Here is a 17,147-nt window from a genome sequence, read left to right as displayed (position 1 = left end):
GGATGCATGATGGAGCTTGCAGCAGGTAAAGAGATTTATTCCTGGCCGGGTGAACCGTATCCGCTGGGAGCGACCGTAAAAGAACAGGGGGTAAATTTCAGCCTCTATTCAAAAGATGCCACCCGGGTGACATTACACTTGTTTGACAGCCCGGATGCCGAGGCGCCGCTTTTATCGTTCGAGCTGGATCCTGTCCACCATAAGCGCGGGCATTACTGGTTTTTGTTTGTTGCTAATATCGGCCACGGTCAAGTGTATGCTTTTCAGGTCGCCGGCCCCTGGAAGCCTCGTTCCGGGCTGCGCTTTGACAAGGACAAAGTGCTGATTGACCCTTACAGTCAGGCAATTTGTTTTGGTGAAAATTATGACCGGAACAGAGCCATTGGTCATGGCTCGAATATCGATGCCTGTATGAAAAGCATCGTTGTTAATCAGCATGCCTTTGATTGGCAGGGTACTTTATCGCCTCACCACTCGTTGACCGATACGGTAATTTATGAGATGCATGTCGGGGGCTTTACCAAGCACTCTTCATCAGGTGTTGAGGAGAGCAAGCGTGGAACGTTTGCTGGAATTATTGAAAAAATCCCATACCTGAAATCACTTGGGGTGACGGCGGTTGAATTGATGCCGGTGCAGCAATTTGATATCCAAGATGCGCCGGATGGACGAAAAAATTATTGGGGTTACAGCCCGATCAACTTCTTTGCTATTCATGCCGATTACAGTGTTGAGAAAGAGCCGCTGGCCGCTATCAATGAATTTAAAACTTTGGTAAGGGAGCTTCACAAGGCCGGGATAGAAGTGATCCTAGATGTGGTGTTTAACCATACCGCTGAAGGGGATGAGTGCGGACCGACATTTTGTTTTAAGGGGCTGCAAAACGGCACCTACTACTTGCTGAATAAAAGTAATGGCAAATATGCCAATTACAGCGGTTGCGGTAATACCTGCAATGCTAACCACAGTGTTCTGCGGCGAATGATCATTGATGCCCTGCATTTTTGGGTGACTGAAATGCGGGTTGATGGTTTCCGTTTCGATTTGGCCTCGGTGCTTGCCCGGGATAGTCAGGGACATCCGATGAAAGAGCCACCTCTGTTGTGGTCGATTGATTCGGACCCGATCCTCAGCAGTACAAAGATTATTGCAGAAGCCTGGGATGCGGCTGGTTTGTATCAGGTGGGATCGTTTATTGGTGATCGCTGGAATGAATGGAATGGTAAGTACCGCGATGATATACGGGCTTTCTGGCGTGGTGATAATGGTTATGTCAGCCGCTTTGCCTCGCGTATCCTGGGATCGCCCGATATTTACTGTAGCCACCGCCACTCCCCACACCGCTCGGTGAATTTTATCAGTGCCCATGACGGCTTTACCCTTAATGATCTGGTTAGCTATAGCGAAAAGCATAATCATGCCAACGGGGAGAATAATTGTGACGGCGATAACCATAACATGTCGAGTAACTATGGTGTCGAAGGGCCGACTGAGATTAGTGAAATCGATAATTTACGTAATCGCCAGTGCAAGAATATGTTGGCTACCTTGTTCCTCTCCCTCGGAATGCCGATGATTTGTATGGGAGATGAGGTTCGCCGCACTCAACAGGGCAACAACAATGCCTATTGTCAGGATAACGATATTAGCTGGTTTGACTGGCGCTTTGTCGATAAGCATGCAGACATGCACCGTTTTGTGATGTTACTAAGCCAAATTCGCCGGGCAGAGCCGACTATCGACTGGAACATGCACATGTCACTCAGTTCAGTGCTGGAAAATGTCGGAATCAGCTGGCATGGTATGCAACCTCACCAGCCGGATTGGTCAGAACACTCACACTCTTTGGCATTAACCGTTAATCATCCGATCACCAAAGATGAGCTTTATGTAATTTGCAATGCCTATTGGGATCCGTTGGAGTTCACCGTTCCCGATCGCGACGGCTGTGATTGGTACTTGTTGATTAACACCGCCGCTTCGAGCCCTGATGATATCTATACTATCGAGCAGGCGCCGAAATTCCTTCGAAATACCATTTTAGTGACGGGACGTAGTATGATCGTGATGGTTGCAAAACCGAGCGAGACATAATGCAGGTGGGAGGATAAATGCGAAACTGGCTGAAGTTGTGGGTTACGAGGAATGACAGGTGGTGTGGCTATGCTTATTGACAGCCATTGTCATTTTGACTTCGAGCCATTTGCCTCTGATCCTGCCCACTACCTGGCGCTGGCCCGCCGAACCGGAGTCGGGAAAATCATTATTCCATCCGTGGGCGAGCGAAACTGGCTGGCTGTTCAGGAACTCTGCGAGCAATTTGACGATTTGTACTATGCTCTTGGCTTACATCCGTTTTTTAGCCATGAGCATAGTCCGATAGCATTAAGTCGTCTTGAGGCGCAGCTTGATCAAGTCGTCGGAGGAGCGGAAAAAAAGGCGTCCAAATGCGTTGCTGTTGGGGAATGTGGACTAGACTTTGCCATTGCGGATGCAAATCGGGAACAGCAGGTTGAGTTGCTTAGGGCGCAGTTGATATTGGCCAATCGTTATGCGCTGCCAGTGATCCTCCATTGCCGAAAGGCCTTTCCTGAACTGATGAGTTTGTTGAGACAACACCCGCCGATTGCTGGTGGTGTTTATCACGGTTTTAGTGGCAGCTTGCCGCAGGCAAAGCTGCTTATTGATCAAGGTATCAAAATTGGCGTGGGTGGAACGATTACATATCGCCGGGCCAATAAAACACGCAATACAATTGCAGCTCTGCCATTGACAGCACTGATGCTGGAGACCGATGCGCCGGATATGCCCGTTGCCGGCTTTCAGGGACAACCGAACCGTCCCGATAGGCTACGTAACATCATTGAGGCGTTAGTCGATATCAGAGCTGAATCCGAGTCGGAAATCGAACAGGCGACGAGTTTAACTGCGGCTGAATTTTTTCGAATTTCGATGTGATCTTGATCGACAAAGCAAACGAAAGTGCCAAACGGTTGCGATGGCTATTAAGTGCTTTGTGAGTAGCGTCACAATTGTGGTTTTGCTTTCACTTTCTTTCCTTAGAAAGTGTGATATCAGCATTATTTTATCGGTCGCGGCATCAGTATAATGCCCACGACTCTTAATGAGCCGAATTGTCGAGACGCCAAACTTAACTAAAGGGATGCCATAAACTATGAGCCTGTTTATGAGCCTGGTTGGGATGGCAGTACTGCTAGCAATCGCAGTTCTGTTGTCAGATAACCGTAAAGCTATTAATTTACGTACTGTTGGTGGCGCATTTGCCATCCAATTCTGTCTGGGTGCATTTGTACTATATGTACCTTGGGGTAAAGATGTTCTAGGTGCTGCGAGTAACGGTGTCCAGAGCGTTATTGATTTTGGTAACGTGGGTATCGAATTCCTATTCGGTAGCCTGGTAAACTTCTCTGTTGAAGGTATTGGTTTTATCTTCGCATTTAAAGTTCTGCCAACAGTGATCTTCTTCTCTGCACTAATCAGCGTTCTTTACTACTTGGGTGTTATGCAAGTTGTAATCAATGTTCTTGGTGGTGGTCTTAAGAAAGTTCTTGGAACCTCTAACGCAGAATCAATGTCTGCTACAGCTAACATTTTCGTAGGTCAGACTGAAGCACCACTTGTTGTGCGTCCGTTTGTACCTAAGATGACTCAATCTGAGCTGTTTGCAGTTATGTGTGGTGGCCTGGCTTCTGTAGCAGGTGGTGTTCTTGCTGGTTATGCTGCAATGGGTGTTCCTCTTGAGTACTTGATCGCTGCATCATTCATGGCCGCTCCAGGTGGTTTGCTGTTTGCTAAAATCATCAAGCCTGAAACCGATGAGCCTGTTGAGCAATTAGCAGGTGATGACGCTCAAGGTGATGATAAGCCTGCTAACGTTATCGATGCGGCAGCTGGTGGTGCATCTTCTGGTATGCAGCTAGCGCTTAACATTGGTGCAATGCTATTGGCTTTCGTTGGTCTAATTGCATTAATCAACGGTATGCTTGGTGGCATCGGTGGTTGGTTCGGTATGCCTGAACTGACTCTGGAAATGATCCTTGGTTACGCTTTCCAACCTATTGCATTCCTAATCGGTGTGCCATGGGCTGATGCGAACATCGCTGGTTCATTCATTGGTCAGAAACTGATTCTTAACGAATTCGTTGCTTACCTAAGCTATATCCCTTACCTAGGCGATGCTGCTCCTGCGGTTATCTCTGAAAAGACAAAAGTAATCATTTCTTTTGCGCTGTGTGGTTTTGCTAACTTGTCTTCAGTAGCAATCCTGCTGGGTGGTCTGGGTAGCATTGCTCCAAACCGTCGCCACGACATTGCTCGCTTTGGTATGAGAGCGGTAGCTGCAGGTACGTTATCTAACCTGATGTCAGCAACAATCGCTGGTTTGTTCTTCTCTCTAAGCGCAATGTAATATTGTTTAAAATTTAGTGAGATAAAACGCCACAGCCTTGCTGTGGCGTTTTTGTATTTGCGTTATATTTGTTGTTATCAATTAATACCAAACTCTAGAGCCGCGTTTTTTCCCTTCGAACTTTCTACTCTCTCAATTTTGATCAACAGATCCGGTAAAAACCATGTAACGTGCTGGATTTTGTTTCATTTAATCGATTGCGCTCCGATTTTGGTGTTTTCCCTTTGTTACTATCAATCCTGTCGATACAACGACACCCCCTGTGGCGGCGGGCTACACTTTCCTTTGTGCTGTATAACACAGAGAGAAATGCGATGAACGAAGTCATATTGGCGTTGGTAGCCGGCTTTATTGTCGGGGTCTTGTTTTCAGCAATCAGACTGCCTATTCCTGCGCCGCCAGTGTTGCCCGGTGTGATGGGTATTTTCGGGGTGTATGCCGGTGGTATTTTTTATCATTGGCTTGTGGAGCGTTTCTTTACTTGATGAGTAATTTATCAAGTAATAACAATTGTTTATTCTAATCTATAGTCGTAAACACATTGTGCACGTATGGAAACACGACTTTGATGGTGAGGCGGAAAATAGCTTGGTATTATTATCGAGCACCATCAAAAATTGACGATTGCTGTTACAGCGTTTCCCCGTCGTGATGGGAGTACTGTCACGGTTTGCTGGACGGCACTAATTGCAAGGTACGTTGGTTACCCTAGTATCTTGCGCGGTGAAATGGATATCAATCAGGTCGACAATCTCGCATTGTTTCCCTGAGTCTTCAAGGAACCAAGTCCGCTCATCTAACTGTTCGCTGTAGGCGGGCCGTTTGACGGTATAGGAATAGATTGCCGTCAAGCGTATGGAACAGTTTCTATAAGCTTGGTAGAAAATAACTGGACTGGAGATAGTCATGAGCGATTTAAAAGCTGCTGCACTACGTGCACTTAAATTAATGGATCTTACCACTCTGAACGATGACGACACTGATGCCAAAGTGATCGAGTTGTGTAAGAACGCGAAAACCCCTGTAGGCAACACAGCAGCTGTATGTATCTACCCACGTTTCATCCCTGTTGCTAAGAAGCAACTGCGTGAGCAAGGTACGCCAGAAGTCCGTATTGCAACTGTTACTAACTTCCCTCACGGTAACGATGACATCGAAATTGCAGTTGCTGAGACTAAAGCAGCTGTTGCATACGGTGCCGATGAAGTTGACGTAGTATTCCCGTACCGCGCGCTAATGGCGGGCAACGAGGAAGTAGGCTTTAAGCTGGTTAAGCAGTGTAAAGAAGCATGCGGCGATATTCTGCTTAAAGTGATCATCGAAACTGGTGAGCTGAAAACGGAAGAGCTGATCAAGAAAGCGTCTGAAATTTCTATCAAGGCCGGGGCTGACTTCATCAAAACTTCAACAGGTAAAGTGCCTGTAAATGCAACTCCGGAAGCTGCTGAGATCATGCTGACTGTGATCAAAGAAATGGGCGTAGCTAAAACTGTTGGCTTCAAGCCTGCTGGTGGTGTTCGTACAGCTGAAGATGCGAAAACTTTCCTAGAAATGGCTGACCGTATCCACGGTGCTGACTGGGCTGACAACATGCACTACCGTTTCGGTGCATCTAGCCTGCTTGCGAACCTGCTTCACACTCTGGGTGAAGGCGAAAAAGCGGCTGAAGGCGGCTACTAATCATATCTCGTAAGGTGGCAATGATTGCCACCTTATTTATTTCCGTGACTGTTTACTGTTTGGTTCTTGCCGGGTTGAGGCTCGAACGGCATCCCCGTGGCCGAGAATCATGCCGTGAAGCGATTTAGGACGTAAAAATCGGCTTCACAGGGTAAATCGTCATATGCCCTACACAAATTATCCGATTGGGGAATACCATGTATTTACCACAAGAAATTATTCGAAAAAAACGCGACAACATCGAACTAACTGCTGACGAAATCAATTTCTTCATCCAGGGCGTTGCCAAAGAGACTGTCTCTGAAGGTCAAATTGCAGCATTCGCTATGGCAATCTACTTCAACGACATGACCATGAACGAGCGAGTTGCCATGACTTGTGCAATGCGTGACTCTGGCATGGTGATCAACTGGGATCACATGAACTTCGGTGGCCCGATTGTCGACAAACACTCGACTGGTGGTGTTGGTGACGTAACGTCACTAATGCTTGGTCCTATGGTGGCTGCATGTGGCGGTTTTGTTCCAATGATCTCAGGCCGTGGCCTTGGCCACACTGGCGGTACACTGGATAAGCTGGAAGCAATTCCTGGTTACAACATCACTCCTTCTAACGAAGTATTCGGTCAGGTGACCAAGGATGCAGGTGTGGCGATTATCGGCCAGACCGGCGACCTTGCACCAGCTGACAAACGTGTATACGCAACGCGTGACGTGACAGCAACGGTTGATAACATTTCCCTGATCACCGGTTCTATCCTGTCTAAAAAACTGGCTGCCGGTCTTGGCTCGCTAGTAATGGATGTAAAAGTGGGTTCAGGTGCCTTCATGCCAACTTACGAAGCATCTGAAGAGCTGGCTAAATCAATTGTTGCAGTAGCAAATGGTGCCGGCACCAAGACGACAGCCCTGCTGACAGATATGAACCAGGTACTGGCTTCTACTGCAGGTAACGCGCTTGAAGTTCGTGAAGCGGTTCAATTCATGACCGGTGAATACCGTAACCCTCGCTTATTTGAAGTGACCATGGCATTGTGTGCAGAGATGTTAGTTAACAGTGAGTTAGCAACAGATCTGGAGCAGGCGCGCGAGAAACTGCAGGCGGTACTGGATAACGGTAAAGCGGCTGAGTGCTTCGGCAAGATGGTTGCTGGCCTTGGTGGTCCGGTTGACTTCATGGAAAACTACGACAACTACCTTGAAAAAGCAGATCTTGTTAAGCCGGTATTTGCCGAGACAACTGGTTACGCTTACTCAATGGATACTCGTGGCCTAGGTATGGCTGTTGTTGGTATGGGCGGTGGTCGCCGCGTAGCAAGTGACACCATCGACTATGCAGTTGGTCTGAGTGACATGATCCGTCTGGGTGATGAAGTGAATGCTGAAACCCCACTGGCTGTGATTCATGCCCGTACTGAAGCGCAGTGGGAAGAAGCCGCTAAAGCAGTTCGCGAAAGCATTGTAGTTTCTGAGCAGAAGCCAGAGCCGACCCCTGAGGTTTATCGCCGCATTCGCCCTGAAGATGTTTAATGGAGTCAAAATGAAACGTTCAATTATCCTTGTACTCGATTCTTTCGGTATTGGTGCTACAGAAGATGCCGTAGATTTCGGCGATGTAGGCTCAAATACACTTGGTCATATTGCAGAAGCTTGTGCGCGTGGCGAAGCTGATAACGGCGAGCGTAGTGGCGCACTTCACCTGCCGAACATGACTAAACTGGGTCTGGGCAAGGCCTGTGAAGAGTCTTCAGGCGTGTTCCCTGCTGGTCTTGACGCTGATGCGGAAATCACGGGTGCTTATGCTCACGCGAAAGAATTGTCATCAGGTAAAGATACCCCGTCTGGCCACTGGGAAATTGCGGGTGTTCCTGTACTGTTTGAATGGGGTTACTTCAAAGAGCACGCAAACAGCTTCCCTCAAGAGCTGCTGGAGCGCATTGTTGAGCGCGCTAAGCTGCCTGGTTACCTGGGTGACTGTCACGCTTCTGGTACTCAGGTACTGGATGATTTGGGCGAAGAACACATGAAGACTGGCAAGCCAATCTTCTACACCTCTGCGGACTCGGTATTCCAGATTGCCTGCCATGAAGAAACTTATGGCCTGGACAACCTGATGGAACTTTGCCAGATCGTGCGAGAAGAACTGGAAGACTACAATATCGGTCGTGTTATCGCCCGTCCGTTCATTGGCGCAGGTAAAGGCCAGTTCGAGCGTACTGGTAACCGTCGTGACCTTTCTATCGAGCCACCTGCAGCAACCGTGCTTCAGAAGCTGGTTGACGAAAAAGGCGGTGATGTAGTGTCTATCGGTAAGATCTCTGACATCTACGCAGGTTGCGGTATCACTAAGAAAGTGAAGGCAACAGGTATTCCTGCTCTGTTCGAAGCAACGCTTGAGCAGATCAAGGAAGCGGGTGATAACACTATCGTTTTCACTAACTTTGTAGATTTCGATTCAGCTTACGGTCACCGCCGCGACGTGGCAGGCTATGCTGCAGCGCTTGAGTACTTTGATAAGCGACTACCAGAAATTCTTGAACTGCTTCAGGAAGACGATGTACTACTTCTGACCGCGGACCATGGTTGTGATCCAACATGGGAAGGTACTGACCATACTCGTGAGCATATCCCAGTATTGGTTACCGGCCCTAAAGTGAAGGCTGGTTCTCTGGGGCGCCGTGAAACATTTGCTGATATCGGTCAGAGCCTGGCTGAATACTTCGGTACGTCTGATATGGAATACGGTAAGTCATTCCTGTAAGCACGGAAACAAATCCCTGTCGCTGTTTCGTCCTATAGTTTTATAGTTCGAAACAGCACTCTCGATTAGTTAAATGATGTTGGACCAAAGCAATCCAACGGATAAATGGATAAATCTAAGGAAATAACGATGGCTACTCCTCACATTAATGCAGAAATGGGTGATTTCGCAGATGTTGTTCTGATGCCGGGTGATCCGCTACGTGCTAAGTATATTGCAGAAACTTTTCTAGATGACGCAAAAGAAGTGTGTAACGTACGTAATATGTACGGTTACACTGGTACTTACAAAGGTCGTAAGATCTCTGTAATGGGCCACGGTATGGGTATCCCTTCATGCTCAATCTACGCGACTGAACTAGTTAAAGACTTCGGTGTGAAGAAAATCATCCGTGTTGGTAGCTGTGGCGCAGTTCGTGACGATGTAAACCTACGTGATGTAGTGATCGGCATGGGTGCTTCAACAGATTCTAAGGTTAACCGTATCCGCTTTGGTGACCACGACTTCGCAGCACTGGCTGATTACGGCATGGTACAAAATGCAGTAGAAGCCGCGAAAGCGAAAGGTATCGACGTTAAAGTTGGTAACATCTTCTCAGCTGATCTTTTCTACAACCCTGATTTTGATTTCTTCCAGACAATGAAGAAATACGGCATTGTGGGTGTAGAAATGGAAGCGGCGGGTATTTACGGCCTTGCGGCTGAGTTCGGTGCAAAAGCACTGACTATCTGTACTGTTTCTGACCACATCCTGCGTGGCGAAGCGACAACGTCTGAAGAGCGTCAGCTGACTTTCAACGACATGATGGAAATCGCGCTGGAATCTGTTCTTCTGGGTGACGCTGAATAAGCCGACCTGGTGTAGATAGTATCAGGATACTTACTTATCTCGATTGATATAAAGGGCTTGCCGATGGCAAGCCCTTTTTCTTTACGTGAATTTAATCGGTGTTATGTTCGCTCGTTTATGCTGATTGATATAAATGGCTCAGTCTTTCGCGTTCGAGGTAAGTAAGAACGGGAAGTGCCAGATGTCTTTGCGGCGGCCGAAGGTAAAGGCCAGCAAGAAACCGATAATCAGGGCGGCAATGACCATGCCGCGGATAATATTGGTCATGTATTCAACCTGGCTGGCTGCATGTTCGAGCAATTTTCCGTGCTCCAGGGTGATCCGGACAAAACCGACGACCTGATCTTCAGCCATTATGGGTTCAATGATTTGCAGGCGACCAAAGCTGGCGACAGACAGTGGGGTAGAAATACCGGTAACCTGTCCAAGCGGCATTGCATCTTCGGTTTTGGCTACGGTGATCCCTTCCAGGTCATAGATAGTGGCATCGAGGATCAGAGGTTCTAGCGACAGTTGTTGGACTAACGCCTGAAGCTTGTCTTGCTGTTTTTCTATTATATCGTTGGCTGCGGTTTCCGCTGCCTGGCGAACCACCATTCGAGACAGAGACTGAGTCTGGTTACTGAGCGCCTGGTAACTGCGGATGGTAATATCCGAACCATATTCAAGCATGGCAACTAATCCGCTAAAGCAGATAATTAATACCAGAATTTGCCAAGCTCGATGTAATCGTTTTGTTTTCAGTTTCATCATCTTAACGTACGCCAAAAATATGGTCGAAATGTCAGAATGCCATATTGGGGCTTGCCCAAATAAATTGCAATAGGGTACTTTGGTAGCTGTTGATTATTATTACCTAACCTGAACATGGATGTATCAAGCGTGCTAACAGTAAAAAAATACACTTCTTTGCAACAGCGTTTCCCTGGCATAACTACTGCTTCAAATTTAGACTCAAACCAGGCTCGTGTGCTTATTTTCGGCCGAGGCATTACCCCAGAGCAGCTATCTGGGGTAGAGAGCTTGGCTGGTGTAACTCTGGAGGTTGTCGCAGCCTGGCAGGTAGGTACGTATGATGCCTTATTGATCGGCAATGCACTTTCTGATGCGCTTGAGCAGGCTGTCATTGAGTATCGCCTTGATTGCGTCCGGGCTGATGAGCTCCCCAATTTATCTGATCCGGGTCTGGTGGTGATGGATATGGACTCTACGGCAATTGAAATTGAGTGCATTGATGAGCTGGCTGTATTGGCAGGCGTTGGTGAGCAGGTTGCCGCGGTGACAGAGCGAGCGATGCAGGGAGAGCTTGATTTTGAGCAGAGCCTGCGCCAGCGGGTGGCGGCATTGGCCGGGGCTGATGAGGGGATCCTGCAAACTGTGCGTACATCGCTACCTATGATGCCGGAGCTACGGGAATTGGTGGCTACGCTCCACCATTTCGGCTGGAAGGCCGCTATCGCTTCCGGCGGTTTTACCTACTTTTCGGATTACCTCAAAGAGGAGCTGAACCTGGATCACGCCCAGTCTAATACCCTGGAAATTGCCGACGGTAAACTGACAGGCCGGGTACTTGGTGATGTAGTTGATGCTCAGGTGAAAGCTGATATCCTGCGTGCTCTTGCCGAGCAGCACGAGATTGCACCACACAACACGGTTGCCGTTGGCGACGGTGCCAATGATCTTTTGATGATTAAATCCGCAGGGTTAGGGATTGCCTATCATGCCAAGCCGAAAGTCGAAGCACAAGCCCCGGCCGTGATCCGCTATGCGGATTTGGGCGGGGTGCTGTGTATCTTGTCAGCTTCTTTATATAGGATTTAGTTTGTATAGGATCTAGATCTGAGGGGCTCGAGTCATCCTATCTCCAGCCTTACCAGCACCTCGTCGGTAATGTCGTATATCTCACCGCAGCCAATCAGCGAGGTGAATTCCATTTCAAGGGCCCTAGCCCGGTGCAGTGTCATCCGGGCTAATTCCCCTAGTTCCAGACCTGTCAGAGCTGTCATCGGGTTGAGTACCGGAACGGCGGTGATCCTCAGTGCCATGAAGCCACCTTTGGTCTTGGCTTTTTTGATGAATTTGATCCGCGCTTCGGTAGTGTCAAATTCATCGAGCAATTTGCTTTCAATGCTCTTAAGTTTGTCACCGCTTTTCTGGATGTGAATGTACATCTCATGAACGTAAGGCTGGTGGATTTCAACCGGGCGCATAGTTTCTGCCAGCATCCTTTTCAGCCTGTTTCTGAAAATAGGTGCAAGAGAGTAGGTATTATCTTCATCATTTGCCGCGAAGTTTAATAGTTTTAGCAGGGCTGGAAGTGGGTAGTTACTGCCGATTGCCCTGACTTTTACTTTGTGGTCGATTTTTTCCGTAAAGTAAGGCGTCATATTGAGGTGAGTCAGGAGCATCTGGTGCATTGCCAGCAGCAGCTCCCCGGTCGGCAATTGCTCTTCGGCCAGTGTGAGCTTATTTTTGTTATGCTGGATCAGCCGGCGTAAGAATTGCTCCCCCCTTAAGGCACTCTCGCCACTGCCGGTTGTCAGTTGAATGTTCTGGCAATCCGGGCTGACCCGGATCACGCGGTAGGGGACATGGCTTAGCGGCGCTTGCTTGTTTTGTTTTTGTAGCTCACTGAATTTTATCGTCACTTCATCGCCGCGCCTTACCTGTAGGGGCAGGTTTAGGTTCAGGTTCAGGCCGCGGATTGAAAAATCAAGGGTAGCGCCGGTGACTGGTGACAAATCCGGGTGGTTGAGCTCGATCGGTGTTTCGAAGATAAACCGTGATTCGCTACGCTGCGGTTTTGGATCGAAAAATACTGCTTTGGCACCGGATACCGGGTTTCGCGGATGGCGGAACGGTTGCAATGCCTTGCCAGGAAGTTGCGGCTTGATCGCCAGGCGGAAGTCTTGCAGCGCTTCTGCATTGGTCAGATCCTGCAAAATACCGATATGGGTGAGGCTGCTAAGCTTATCGACCATTTCCGGCGCAATATCTTTTAGCTTTTCCAGGCAATCCTGCTCGATAGGGTAGACGGTCAGCCGATTGACGCGCCAGCTGCTTCGGGTTGCCCCGACATGCCAGAACAGGTGGCGCTCTTCCATTGTCATTTCCGGTAGGGCGGCAGAATAGAAAAAGCTCTTCTGGCCATGTTCATGACAGAAGCTGTAGATCAGGGTGCTGCATTGCTTGAGGCCGGCTTTGCCCAGGGTTGCCATGCGATCAGCTGAGAGCAGGTGGTTGATGACGGGTTGGTTGCGTTCATCATGCCAATGTTCCCAGATATGGCGGTTGTGTTCGGTTAGCAGGCAGTATTCCAGTCGGTTACCGGCAAAGAACATCGGCATACTGGAGGTATGCTTAAGAAAGCAGTGCTCGTAGCCTTTAGTGCGAGCCTGGATAACTCTGTCTTCATGGTTTTTACGGGTACGGTTGTGTGAGATCTTCAGACTGCTATCAATTGCATTTTTGATGGCGCTATTATCGCCGCTCAGCTTGAGCCGGAGCCATTTGAAGCTGTCGTTGTCTTTGTTATCGTCGATATCCAGAATGCGATATTCAATTCCTGTGCTGAGGCGTGGATCATGGAAGGCTTCAGCCATGAGGGGAAATTTAGCCGTAATTGACTGGCCGAGGTTGTACTTAAAGGCAGAAGGGACTTTGAATTTTGCACCGGAATAAGATAAATCCGATGTCACGCCGTGTACCGACTGTTTTAAAGGCAGTGCCAGTTCGACCTGTGTGGTAATTTGCAGTCGGTTTTCTTCACGCGTAAGGTAGTGGCCAAAGCGGATCAGGCTGGCATCAAACTGTGTATCTCGTTGCGGCCCTTCGTCTTTATGAAGGTCTACTTTTTGTTGCTGGTGGAGTACCCGGAAATTATTTCGGGTATTCATCAGGGTTTCGTATAGCCCGACCCGGAATTTACCGCCGAATACCTTAATATGTTTGTGATAGGTATTGATCGCGACATCATCCAGCCAATGCTCGAGGCCGTTTAATTCGTAAGGGCGACAATCACCATTGACCCGTCCGCGGAGATCAACGACTTGATGGCATGGAGCCATGATGCGGTTGAGTTCCATTTTGAGCTTAAGACGGGTTGGGCCATTGGTTTCGTGTGTCATCATTTGAAACACGTGCTCAAAATCATCGCTGTCGTAGACAGGTATAAGTTTTTCGATTAGTCCTTTATAGTCGTCCGGCAACATAATTTTTTGATACATTGATCCAAAGTTTAATATTTGTATTTTGCAGCAAAAGAATTTTTTGTCATTAGGATTCCGATTGGAATTAGCAGTTTAAGAATTCTGCGATTAAATAGTGTGCTGTTGATCAAATAAGTTAGGTGAAACATGGCTAAGACCAAGCGCGCTTATGTGTGCAGTGAATGTGGTGCAGATTTTCCTCGCTGGCAGGGCCAGTGTAGTGCCTGTGCTGCCTGGAACACGATTACTGAATTTACGATCCCGAAAACTCGGGCGGCCGTTGGATCTGGTGTCGCTTCTGCTACGAGTAGTTATGCCGGAGCATCAACAAAGATTCAGAAACTGTCTGAGGTTGAAAGCAAGGACTTGCCTCGCTTTAGCTCCGGTATAACGGAGCTGGACCGGGTACTGGGTGGTGGCATTGTGCCGGGCTCGGTGTTGCTGCTGTGCGGTGACCCAGGTGCGGGTAAATCAACCTTGCTCTTGCAGAGTATTGGTTCGGTAGCAGCGGGCAAGGCGGCGCTGTATGTCTCGGGTGAGGAGTCTATCCATCAGATCTCCCAGCGTGCCAAGCGTTTGAATACGCCAAATATCGATAAGATCAATGTGGTAGCTGAAACCTCTGTAGAGCAGGTCTTAAATCACGTGACGCAGCAAAAGGCTGACTTCGTGATTATTGACTCGATTCAGACCATGACGGTAGCTCACAATGATTCGGCAGCAGGTAGCCCGAGTCAGGTTAAAGAATCTGCGGCGGCACTGACACGCTTCGCAAAGACTGAAGGGGTGACCTTCATGATTGTTGGTCATATTAATAAAGACTCTAATGTGGCGGGCCCGATGCAGTTGATCCATATTGTTGACGGTTTGTTTGCCCTGTCGTCGACATCAGACGAGAAGTTCCGGGTATTGCGGACTTCGAAAAACCGTTTCGGTGCCGATTCCGAATCCTGCTTTTTTGCTATGACGGAAACCGGGATGAAGCAGGTGAAGAACCCATCAGCGATTTTCCTTAGCCGCTCAGAGAAAAATCATGCCGGTTCTGTCTGTACCACGTTGTGGGAGGGAACGCGTCCGCTGCTGGTGGAAGTGCAGGCGCTGTGTAATAACTCCGTGACCGAAAACCCGCGCCGCCTGACTGTGGGGTATGATTCTAACCGTCTGGCAATGTCAATTGCGGTACTGGCCCGACATGGCGGGGTCATGCTCTCTGATATGGATATCTTTGTGAACTGTGTCGGCGGGATCAAGGTGGAAGAAACTTCGGCAGATTTGGCAGTATTGCTGGCGATTTTCTCCAGTTTCAAGAATGCGCCAATCCCCCAGGATGTACTGGTCTTTGGTGAGATTGGTCTGAACGCGGATATCCGCCCGGCAGCCAATGGGGTGGAGCGAATTCGTGAAGCTGCCAAGCAGGGCTTTACTCGCGCGATTGTGCCGAAAGCCAATGCTAGTCGCCAGGTGAACGGTATTGAGATTATTGCGGTTGAAGACTTACAGGAAGCGCTGACCGCTTTTGAACGGGTGGCGATGTAATCCGGTATCTACTGTTGGCGATAATATGCAATTAAAAAACAAGCAATAAGAAAACGAGAGCAAGGCTCTCGTTTTTTGTGTCTGTCATTTTGGGCGCACAGCCTGCGTGAGCTTTGGCTTAGAGCTGGTGCTGATCCGGTGCCACCTCCTGGTTGCTGGCCGTTTTTATTGGTGTGGCGGCTTCCGGAACATGGTGAGTCAGCTGAACCTGCATTGATACAATGTTATTGAACATATCCAGTAGGTGAACCCATTGCACCGTTTTTTCTTTCTTAAACAGTGAGTCAAAGTTCTCCGGTGTCCATTCTACGAATGGACGAGGGTTGAGGGCGCGTCCCAAAAAACGAATTTCATAGTGCAAGTGCGGGCCGGTCGACAGGCCGGTATTGCCAGTCCAGCCAATCAGATCCCCTTTTCGAATGAACTGACCGCGCTTAACATTGAATTTGTTCATGTGCGAGTAAGTCGAGGCAAAGCCCATTGAATGGCTAAGCTTGAGGAAATTGCCGGAGCCTTTTTTCTTGCTCGGACGGATCACCTCAACGACGGCATCTGCCGGGGAGTAAATCGGTGTGCCGATGTTGGCGGCGAAATCCAGTCCGCGGTGGTACTTGCGCCGACCGGTAACCGGGTGGATCCGGACACCGTACTGGGAAGACATGCGGATCCCCGGTGTCGGGCTACCGTTAGGCAGCAGGCGGAACAGGGTTCCCCGGACAGCTGAGCTGATAGCTGCACTGTCGATACGCTGTTCAAGCGGCAGTACTTCGCCATCGTTAGATTGCAGGCCGAGGATGGTTTCGACATCATCGATACGCTGGGTTAGTAAGGACAGAGCGGCTTTTTTGTCTGCCAGTTCTTGGTTAAGTACCTGGTTGGCAGTACTTTCTTCCGAAAGGGAGGCGGTAAGCTGCTCAGTTTGTACATTCAGTTCATTTAGCAGTTGGTCTGATTCAATAGTTTTCTGATAAAGGCTGTAGACGCTGTAACCGGCTGACGAGATCATGGATAACACAATAATCAAAGCGAGGAAAAAATAGCGTTTTTTAAAGCGATTGATTAAATAATGGGAAGTGCCTCGGTGATCAGAGACCGAGATACAAATACTGTCCGACATAGTGAATAACTACTACTCGTTAAGGTGCTTTTTAAGATCTGCCAGTTGTTCGAGTTCTCGATGTAATAGCTCGTCCGTGCCGATATTAAGCTCGACTAGGCGTTTGAGGTGGCTGGCACTCTCAATGTCAATATGATGGATCTGCATGCGCAGGTAATCGTCGTCATGGCTGACCAGCTGTGTCTCCATGTTCAGTTCGACGTCACAGTCATGCAAACAGAAGCTGACGGTGTAGTATTTGTCATGGCCGGATTTCCAGCCAGGAGGGCAAGTGAGCAGGATCCCCTGTAACGAAAGGTCACAAACTTCCGCAGACCATTCCTCCTGCGATTGCTTTATTTTTGCGGGAGTCCGGTAGAGGATGCGGATAAAGTGACGTCTCTCGACCATAGCAATACTTTTTTGTTGTTTTAGTGATTTAAGTGTAATTAGAAATGAGATATTTCTCCAGCCATTGGATCACAAAAATACGCCACCGTGGCACTGAGTCTGGTTGAGTTGGTCACATTCTTGGTTAGAAATACCAAAAAAGGGCTGCATAATGCAGCCCTTTGGAGTTATAAGTACG

Annotated in this window: 14 protein-coding genes; 10 read left to right on the top strand and 4 right to left on the bottom strand. The window is 48.5% G+C overall.

Features of this window, described 5'->3' with window-relative positions; all coding sequences use genetic code 11:
* Nucleotides 1–6 precede the first annotated feature (6 nt).
* The 8 genes from glgX to deoD all read left to right on the top strand — a co-directional run bounded on the left by glgX (nucleotide 7) and on the right by deoD (nucleotide 9,718).
* Nucleotides 7–2,094: a glycogen debranching protein GlgX gene (gene glgX, locus Q0852_RS13710; protein WP_299018823.1), complete on the top strand. Its 2,088-nt coding sequence runs from the start codon at nucleotides 7–9 to the stop codon at nucleotides 2,092–2,094.
* Nucleotides 2,095–2,163: 69 nt separating this feature from the next.
* Nucleotides 2,164–2,958, top strand: coding sequence for a TatD family hydrolase (locus Q0852_RS13705; RefSeq protein ID WP_299018821.1), 795 nt, complete (start codon nucleotides 2,164–2,166; stop codon nucleotides 2,956–2,958).
* A 217-nt stretch (nucleotides 2,959–3,175) separates the two neighbouring features.
* Nucleotides 3,176–4,429 carry a NupC/NupG family nucleoside CNT transporter gene (locus Q0852_RS13700; protein WP_299018819.1) on the top strand — a complete coding sequence of 418 codons (1,254 nt, stop codon included), beginning with the start codon at nucleotides 3,176–3,178 and terminating at the stop codon, nucleotides 4,427–4,429.
* Between the two features lie 314 nt (nucleotides 4,430–4,743).
* Nucleotides 4,744–4,914, top strand: a complete 171-nt coding sequence (locus tag Q0852_RS13695; protein WP_299018818.1) for a XapX domain-containing protein — start codon at nucleotides 4,744–4,746, stop codon at nucleotides 4,912–4,914.
* A 421-nt stretch (nucleotides 4,915–5,335) separates the two neighbouring features.
* Nucleotides 5,336–6,109: a deoxyribose-phosphate aldolase gene (gene deoC, locus Q0852_RS13690; RefSeq protein WP_299018816.1), complete on the top strand. Its 774-nt coding sequence runs from the start codon at nucleotides 5,336–5,338 to the stop codon at nucleotides 6,107–6,109.
* 197 nt (nucleotides 6,110–6,306) lie between these two features.
* On the top strand, nucleotides 6,307–7,638 hold the full coding sequence (gene deoA, locus Q0852_RS13685) for a thymidine phosphorylase (protein WP_299018814.1): 1,332 nt from the start codon (nucleotides 6,307–6,309) through the stop codon (nucleotides 7,636–7,638).
* A 10-nt stretch (nucleotides 7,639–7,648) separates the two neighbouring features.
* Entirely contained in the window at nucleotides 7,649–8,869 is a 1,221-nt protein-coding gene (deoB, locus tag Q0852_RS13680) for a phosphopentomutase (protein WP_299018812.1), read from the top strand.
* Between the two features lie 129 nt (nucleotides 8,870–8,998).
* Nucleotides 8,999–9,718, top strand: coding sequence for a purine-nucleoside phosphorylase (deoD, locus tag Q0852_RS13675; RefSeq protein WP_075762499.1), 720 nt, complete (start codon nucleotides 8,999–9,001; stop codon nucleotides 9,716–9,718).
* A 138-nt stretch (nucleotides 9,719–9,856) separates the two neighbouring features.
* Here the strand turns inward: deoD and Q0852_RS13670 are convergent, their stop codons facing one another.
* Nucleotides 9,857–10,471, bottom strand: a complete 615-nt coding sequence (locus Q0852_RS13670) for an AhpA/YtjB family protein (RefSeq protein WP_299018804.1) — start codon at nucleotides 10,469–10,471, stop codon at nucleotides 9,857–9,859.
* Nucleotides 10,472–10,585: 114 nt separating this feature from the next.
* Here Q0852_RS13670 and serB point away from each other — a divergent pair, with 114 nt between their 5' ends.
* Nucleotides 10,586–11,539, top strand: coding sequence for a phosphoserine phosphatase (serB, locus tag Q0852_RS13665; protein ID WP_299018802.1), 954 nt, complete (start codon nucleotides 10,586–10,588; stop codon nucleotides 11,537–11,539).
* Nucleotides 11,540–11,571: 32 nt separating this feature from the next.
* On the opposite strand, the gene Q0852_RS13660 is transcribed toward serB, so the two are convergent.
* On the bottom strand, nucleotides 11,572–13,944 hold the full coding sequence (locus Q0852_RS13660; protein ID WP_299018801.1) for a PilZ domain-containing protein: 2,373 nt from the start codon (nucleotides 13,942–13,944) through the stop codon (nucleotides 11,572–11,574).
* 129 nt (nucleotides 13,945–14,073) lie between these two features.
* On the opposite strand from Q0852_RS13660, the gene radA reads away from it, so the two are divergent.
* Entirely contained in the window at nucleotides 14,074–15,462 is a 1,389-nt protein-coding gene (gene radA / locus Q0852_RS13655; protein WP_299018799.1) for a DNA repair protein RadA, read from the top strand.
* 118 nt (nucleotides 15,463–15,580) lie between these two features.
* On the opposite strand, the gene Q0852_RS13650 is transcribed toward radA, so the two are convergent.
* Both Q0852_RS13650 and Q0852_RS13645 read right to left on the bottom strand, forming a co-directional pair.
* A complete protein-coding gene (locus Q0852_RS13650) occupies nucleotides 15,581–16,468 on the bottom strand; it encodes a M23 family metallopeptidase (RefSeq protein WP_299018797.1) in 888 nt (295 codons plus the stop codon).
* A 123-nt stretch (nucleotides 16,469–16,591) separates the two neighbouring features.
* Nucleotides 16,592–16,969 (bottom strand): PilZ domain-containing protein, encoded by a 378-nt coding sequence (locus Q0852_RS13645; RefSeq protein WP_299018795.1) that lies wholly within the window; start codon nucleotides 16,967–16,969, stop codon nucleotides 16,592–16,594.
* Nucleotides 16,970–17,147: the final 178 nt, after the last annotated feature.

The organism is uncultured Photobacterium sp. (assembly GCF_947502415.1).
GTDB lineage: Bacteria > Pseudomonadota > Gammaproteobacteria > Enterobacterales > Vibrionaceae > Photobacterium.
This window is presented reverse-complemented; position numbering and strand designations above follow the sequence as displayed.

What these genes read in the sequence shown, in the direction of transcription:
- deoB (WP_299018812.1), top strand. Translation starts at nt 7,649, where the DNA reads ATGAAACGTTCAATTATCCTTGTACTCGATTCTTTCGGTATTGGTGCT.
- radA (WP_299018799.1), top strand. Translation starts at nt 14,074, where the DNA reads ATGGCTAAGACCAAGCGCGCTTATGTGTGCAGTGAATGTGGTGCAGAT.
- Q0852_RS13695 (WP_299018818.1), top strand. Translation starts at nt 4,744, where the DNA reads ATGAACGAAGTCATATTGGCGTTGGTAGCCGGCTTTATTGTCGGGGTC.
- glgX (WP_299018823.1), top strand. Translation starts at nt 7, where the DNA reads ATGATGGAGCTTGCAGCAGGTAAAGAGATTTATTCCTGGCCGGGTGAA.
- Q0852_RS13700 (WP_299018819.1), top strand. Translation starts at nt 3,176, where the DNA reads ATGAGCCTGTTTATGAGCCTGGTTGGGATGGCAGTACTGCTAGCAATC.
- deoA (WP_299018814.1), top strand. Translation starts at nt 6,307, where the DNA reads ATGTATTTACCACAAGAAATTATTCGAAAAAAACGCGACAACATCGAA.
- deoC (WP_299018816.1), top strand. Translation starts at nt 5,336, where the DNA reads ATGAGCGATTTAAAAGCTGCTGCACTACGTGCACTTAAATTAATGGAT.
- Q0852_RS13645 (WP_299018795.1), bottom strand. Translation starts at nt 16,969, where the DNA reads ATGGTCGAGAGACGTCACTTTATCCGCATCCTCTACCGGACTCCCGCA.
- Q0852_RS13650 (WP_299018797.1), bottom strand. Translation starts at nt 16,468, where the DNA reads ATGATCTCGTCAGCCGGTTACAGCGTCTACAGCCTTTATCAGAAAACT.
- Q0852_RS13660 (WP_299018801.1), bottom strand. Translation starts at nt 13,944, where the DNA reads ATGTATCAAAAAATTATGTTGCCGGACGACTATAAAGGACTAATCGAA.
- deoD (WP_075762499.1), top strand. Translation starts at nt 8,999, where the DNA reads ATGGCTACTCCTCACATTAATGCAGAAATGGGTGATTTCGCAGATGTT.
- Q0852_RS13670 (WP_299018804.1), bottom strand. Translation starts at nt 10,471, where the DNA reads ATGATGAAACTGAAAACAAAACGATTACATCGAGCTTGGCAAATTCTG.
- serB (WP_299018802.1), top strand. Translation starts at nt 10,586, where the DNA reads ATGGATGTATCAAGCGTGCTAACAGTAAAAAAATACACTTCTTTGCAA.
- Q0852_RS13705 (WP_299018821.1), top strand. Translation starts at nt 2,164, where the DNA reads ATGCTTATTGACAGCCATTGTCATTTTGACTTCGAGCCATTTGCCTCT.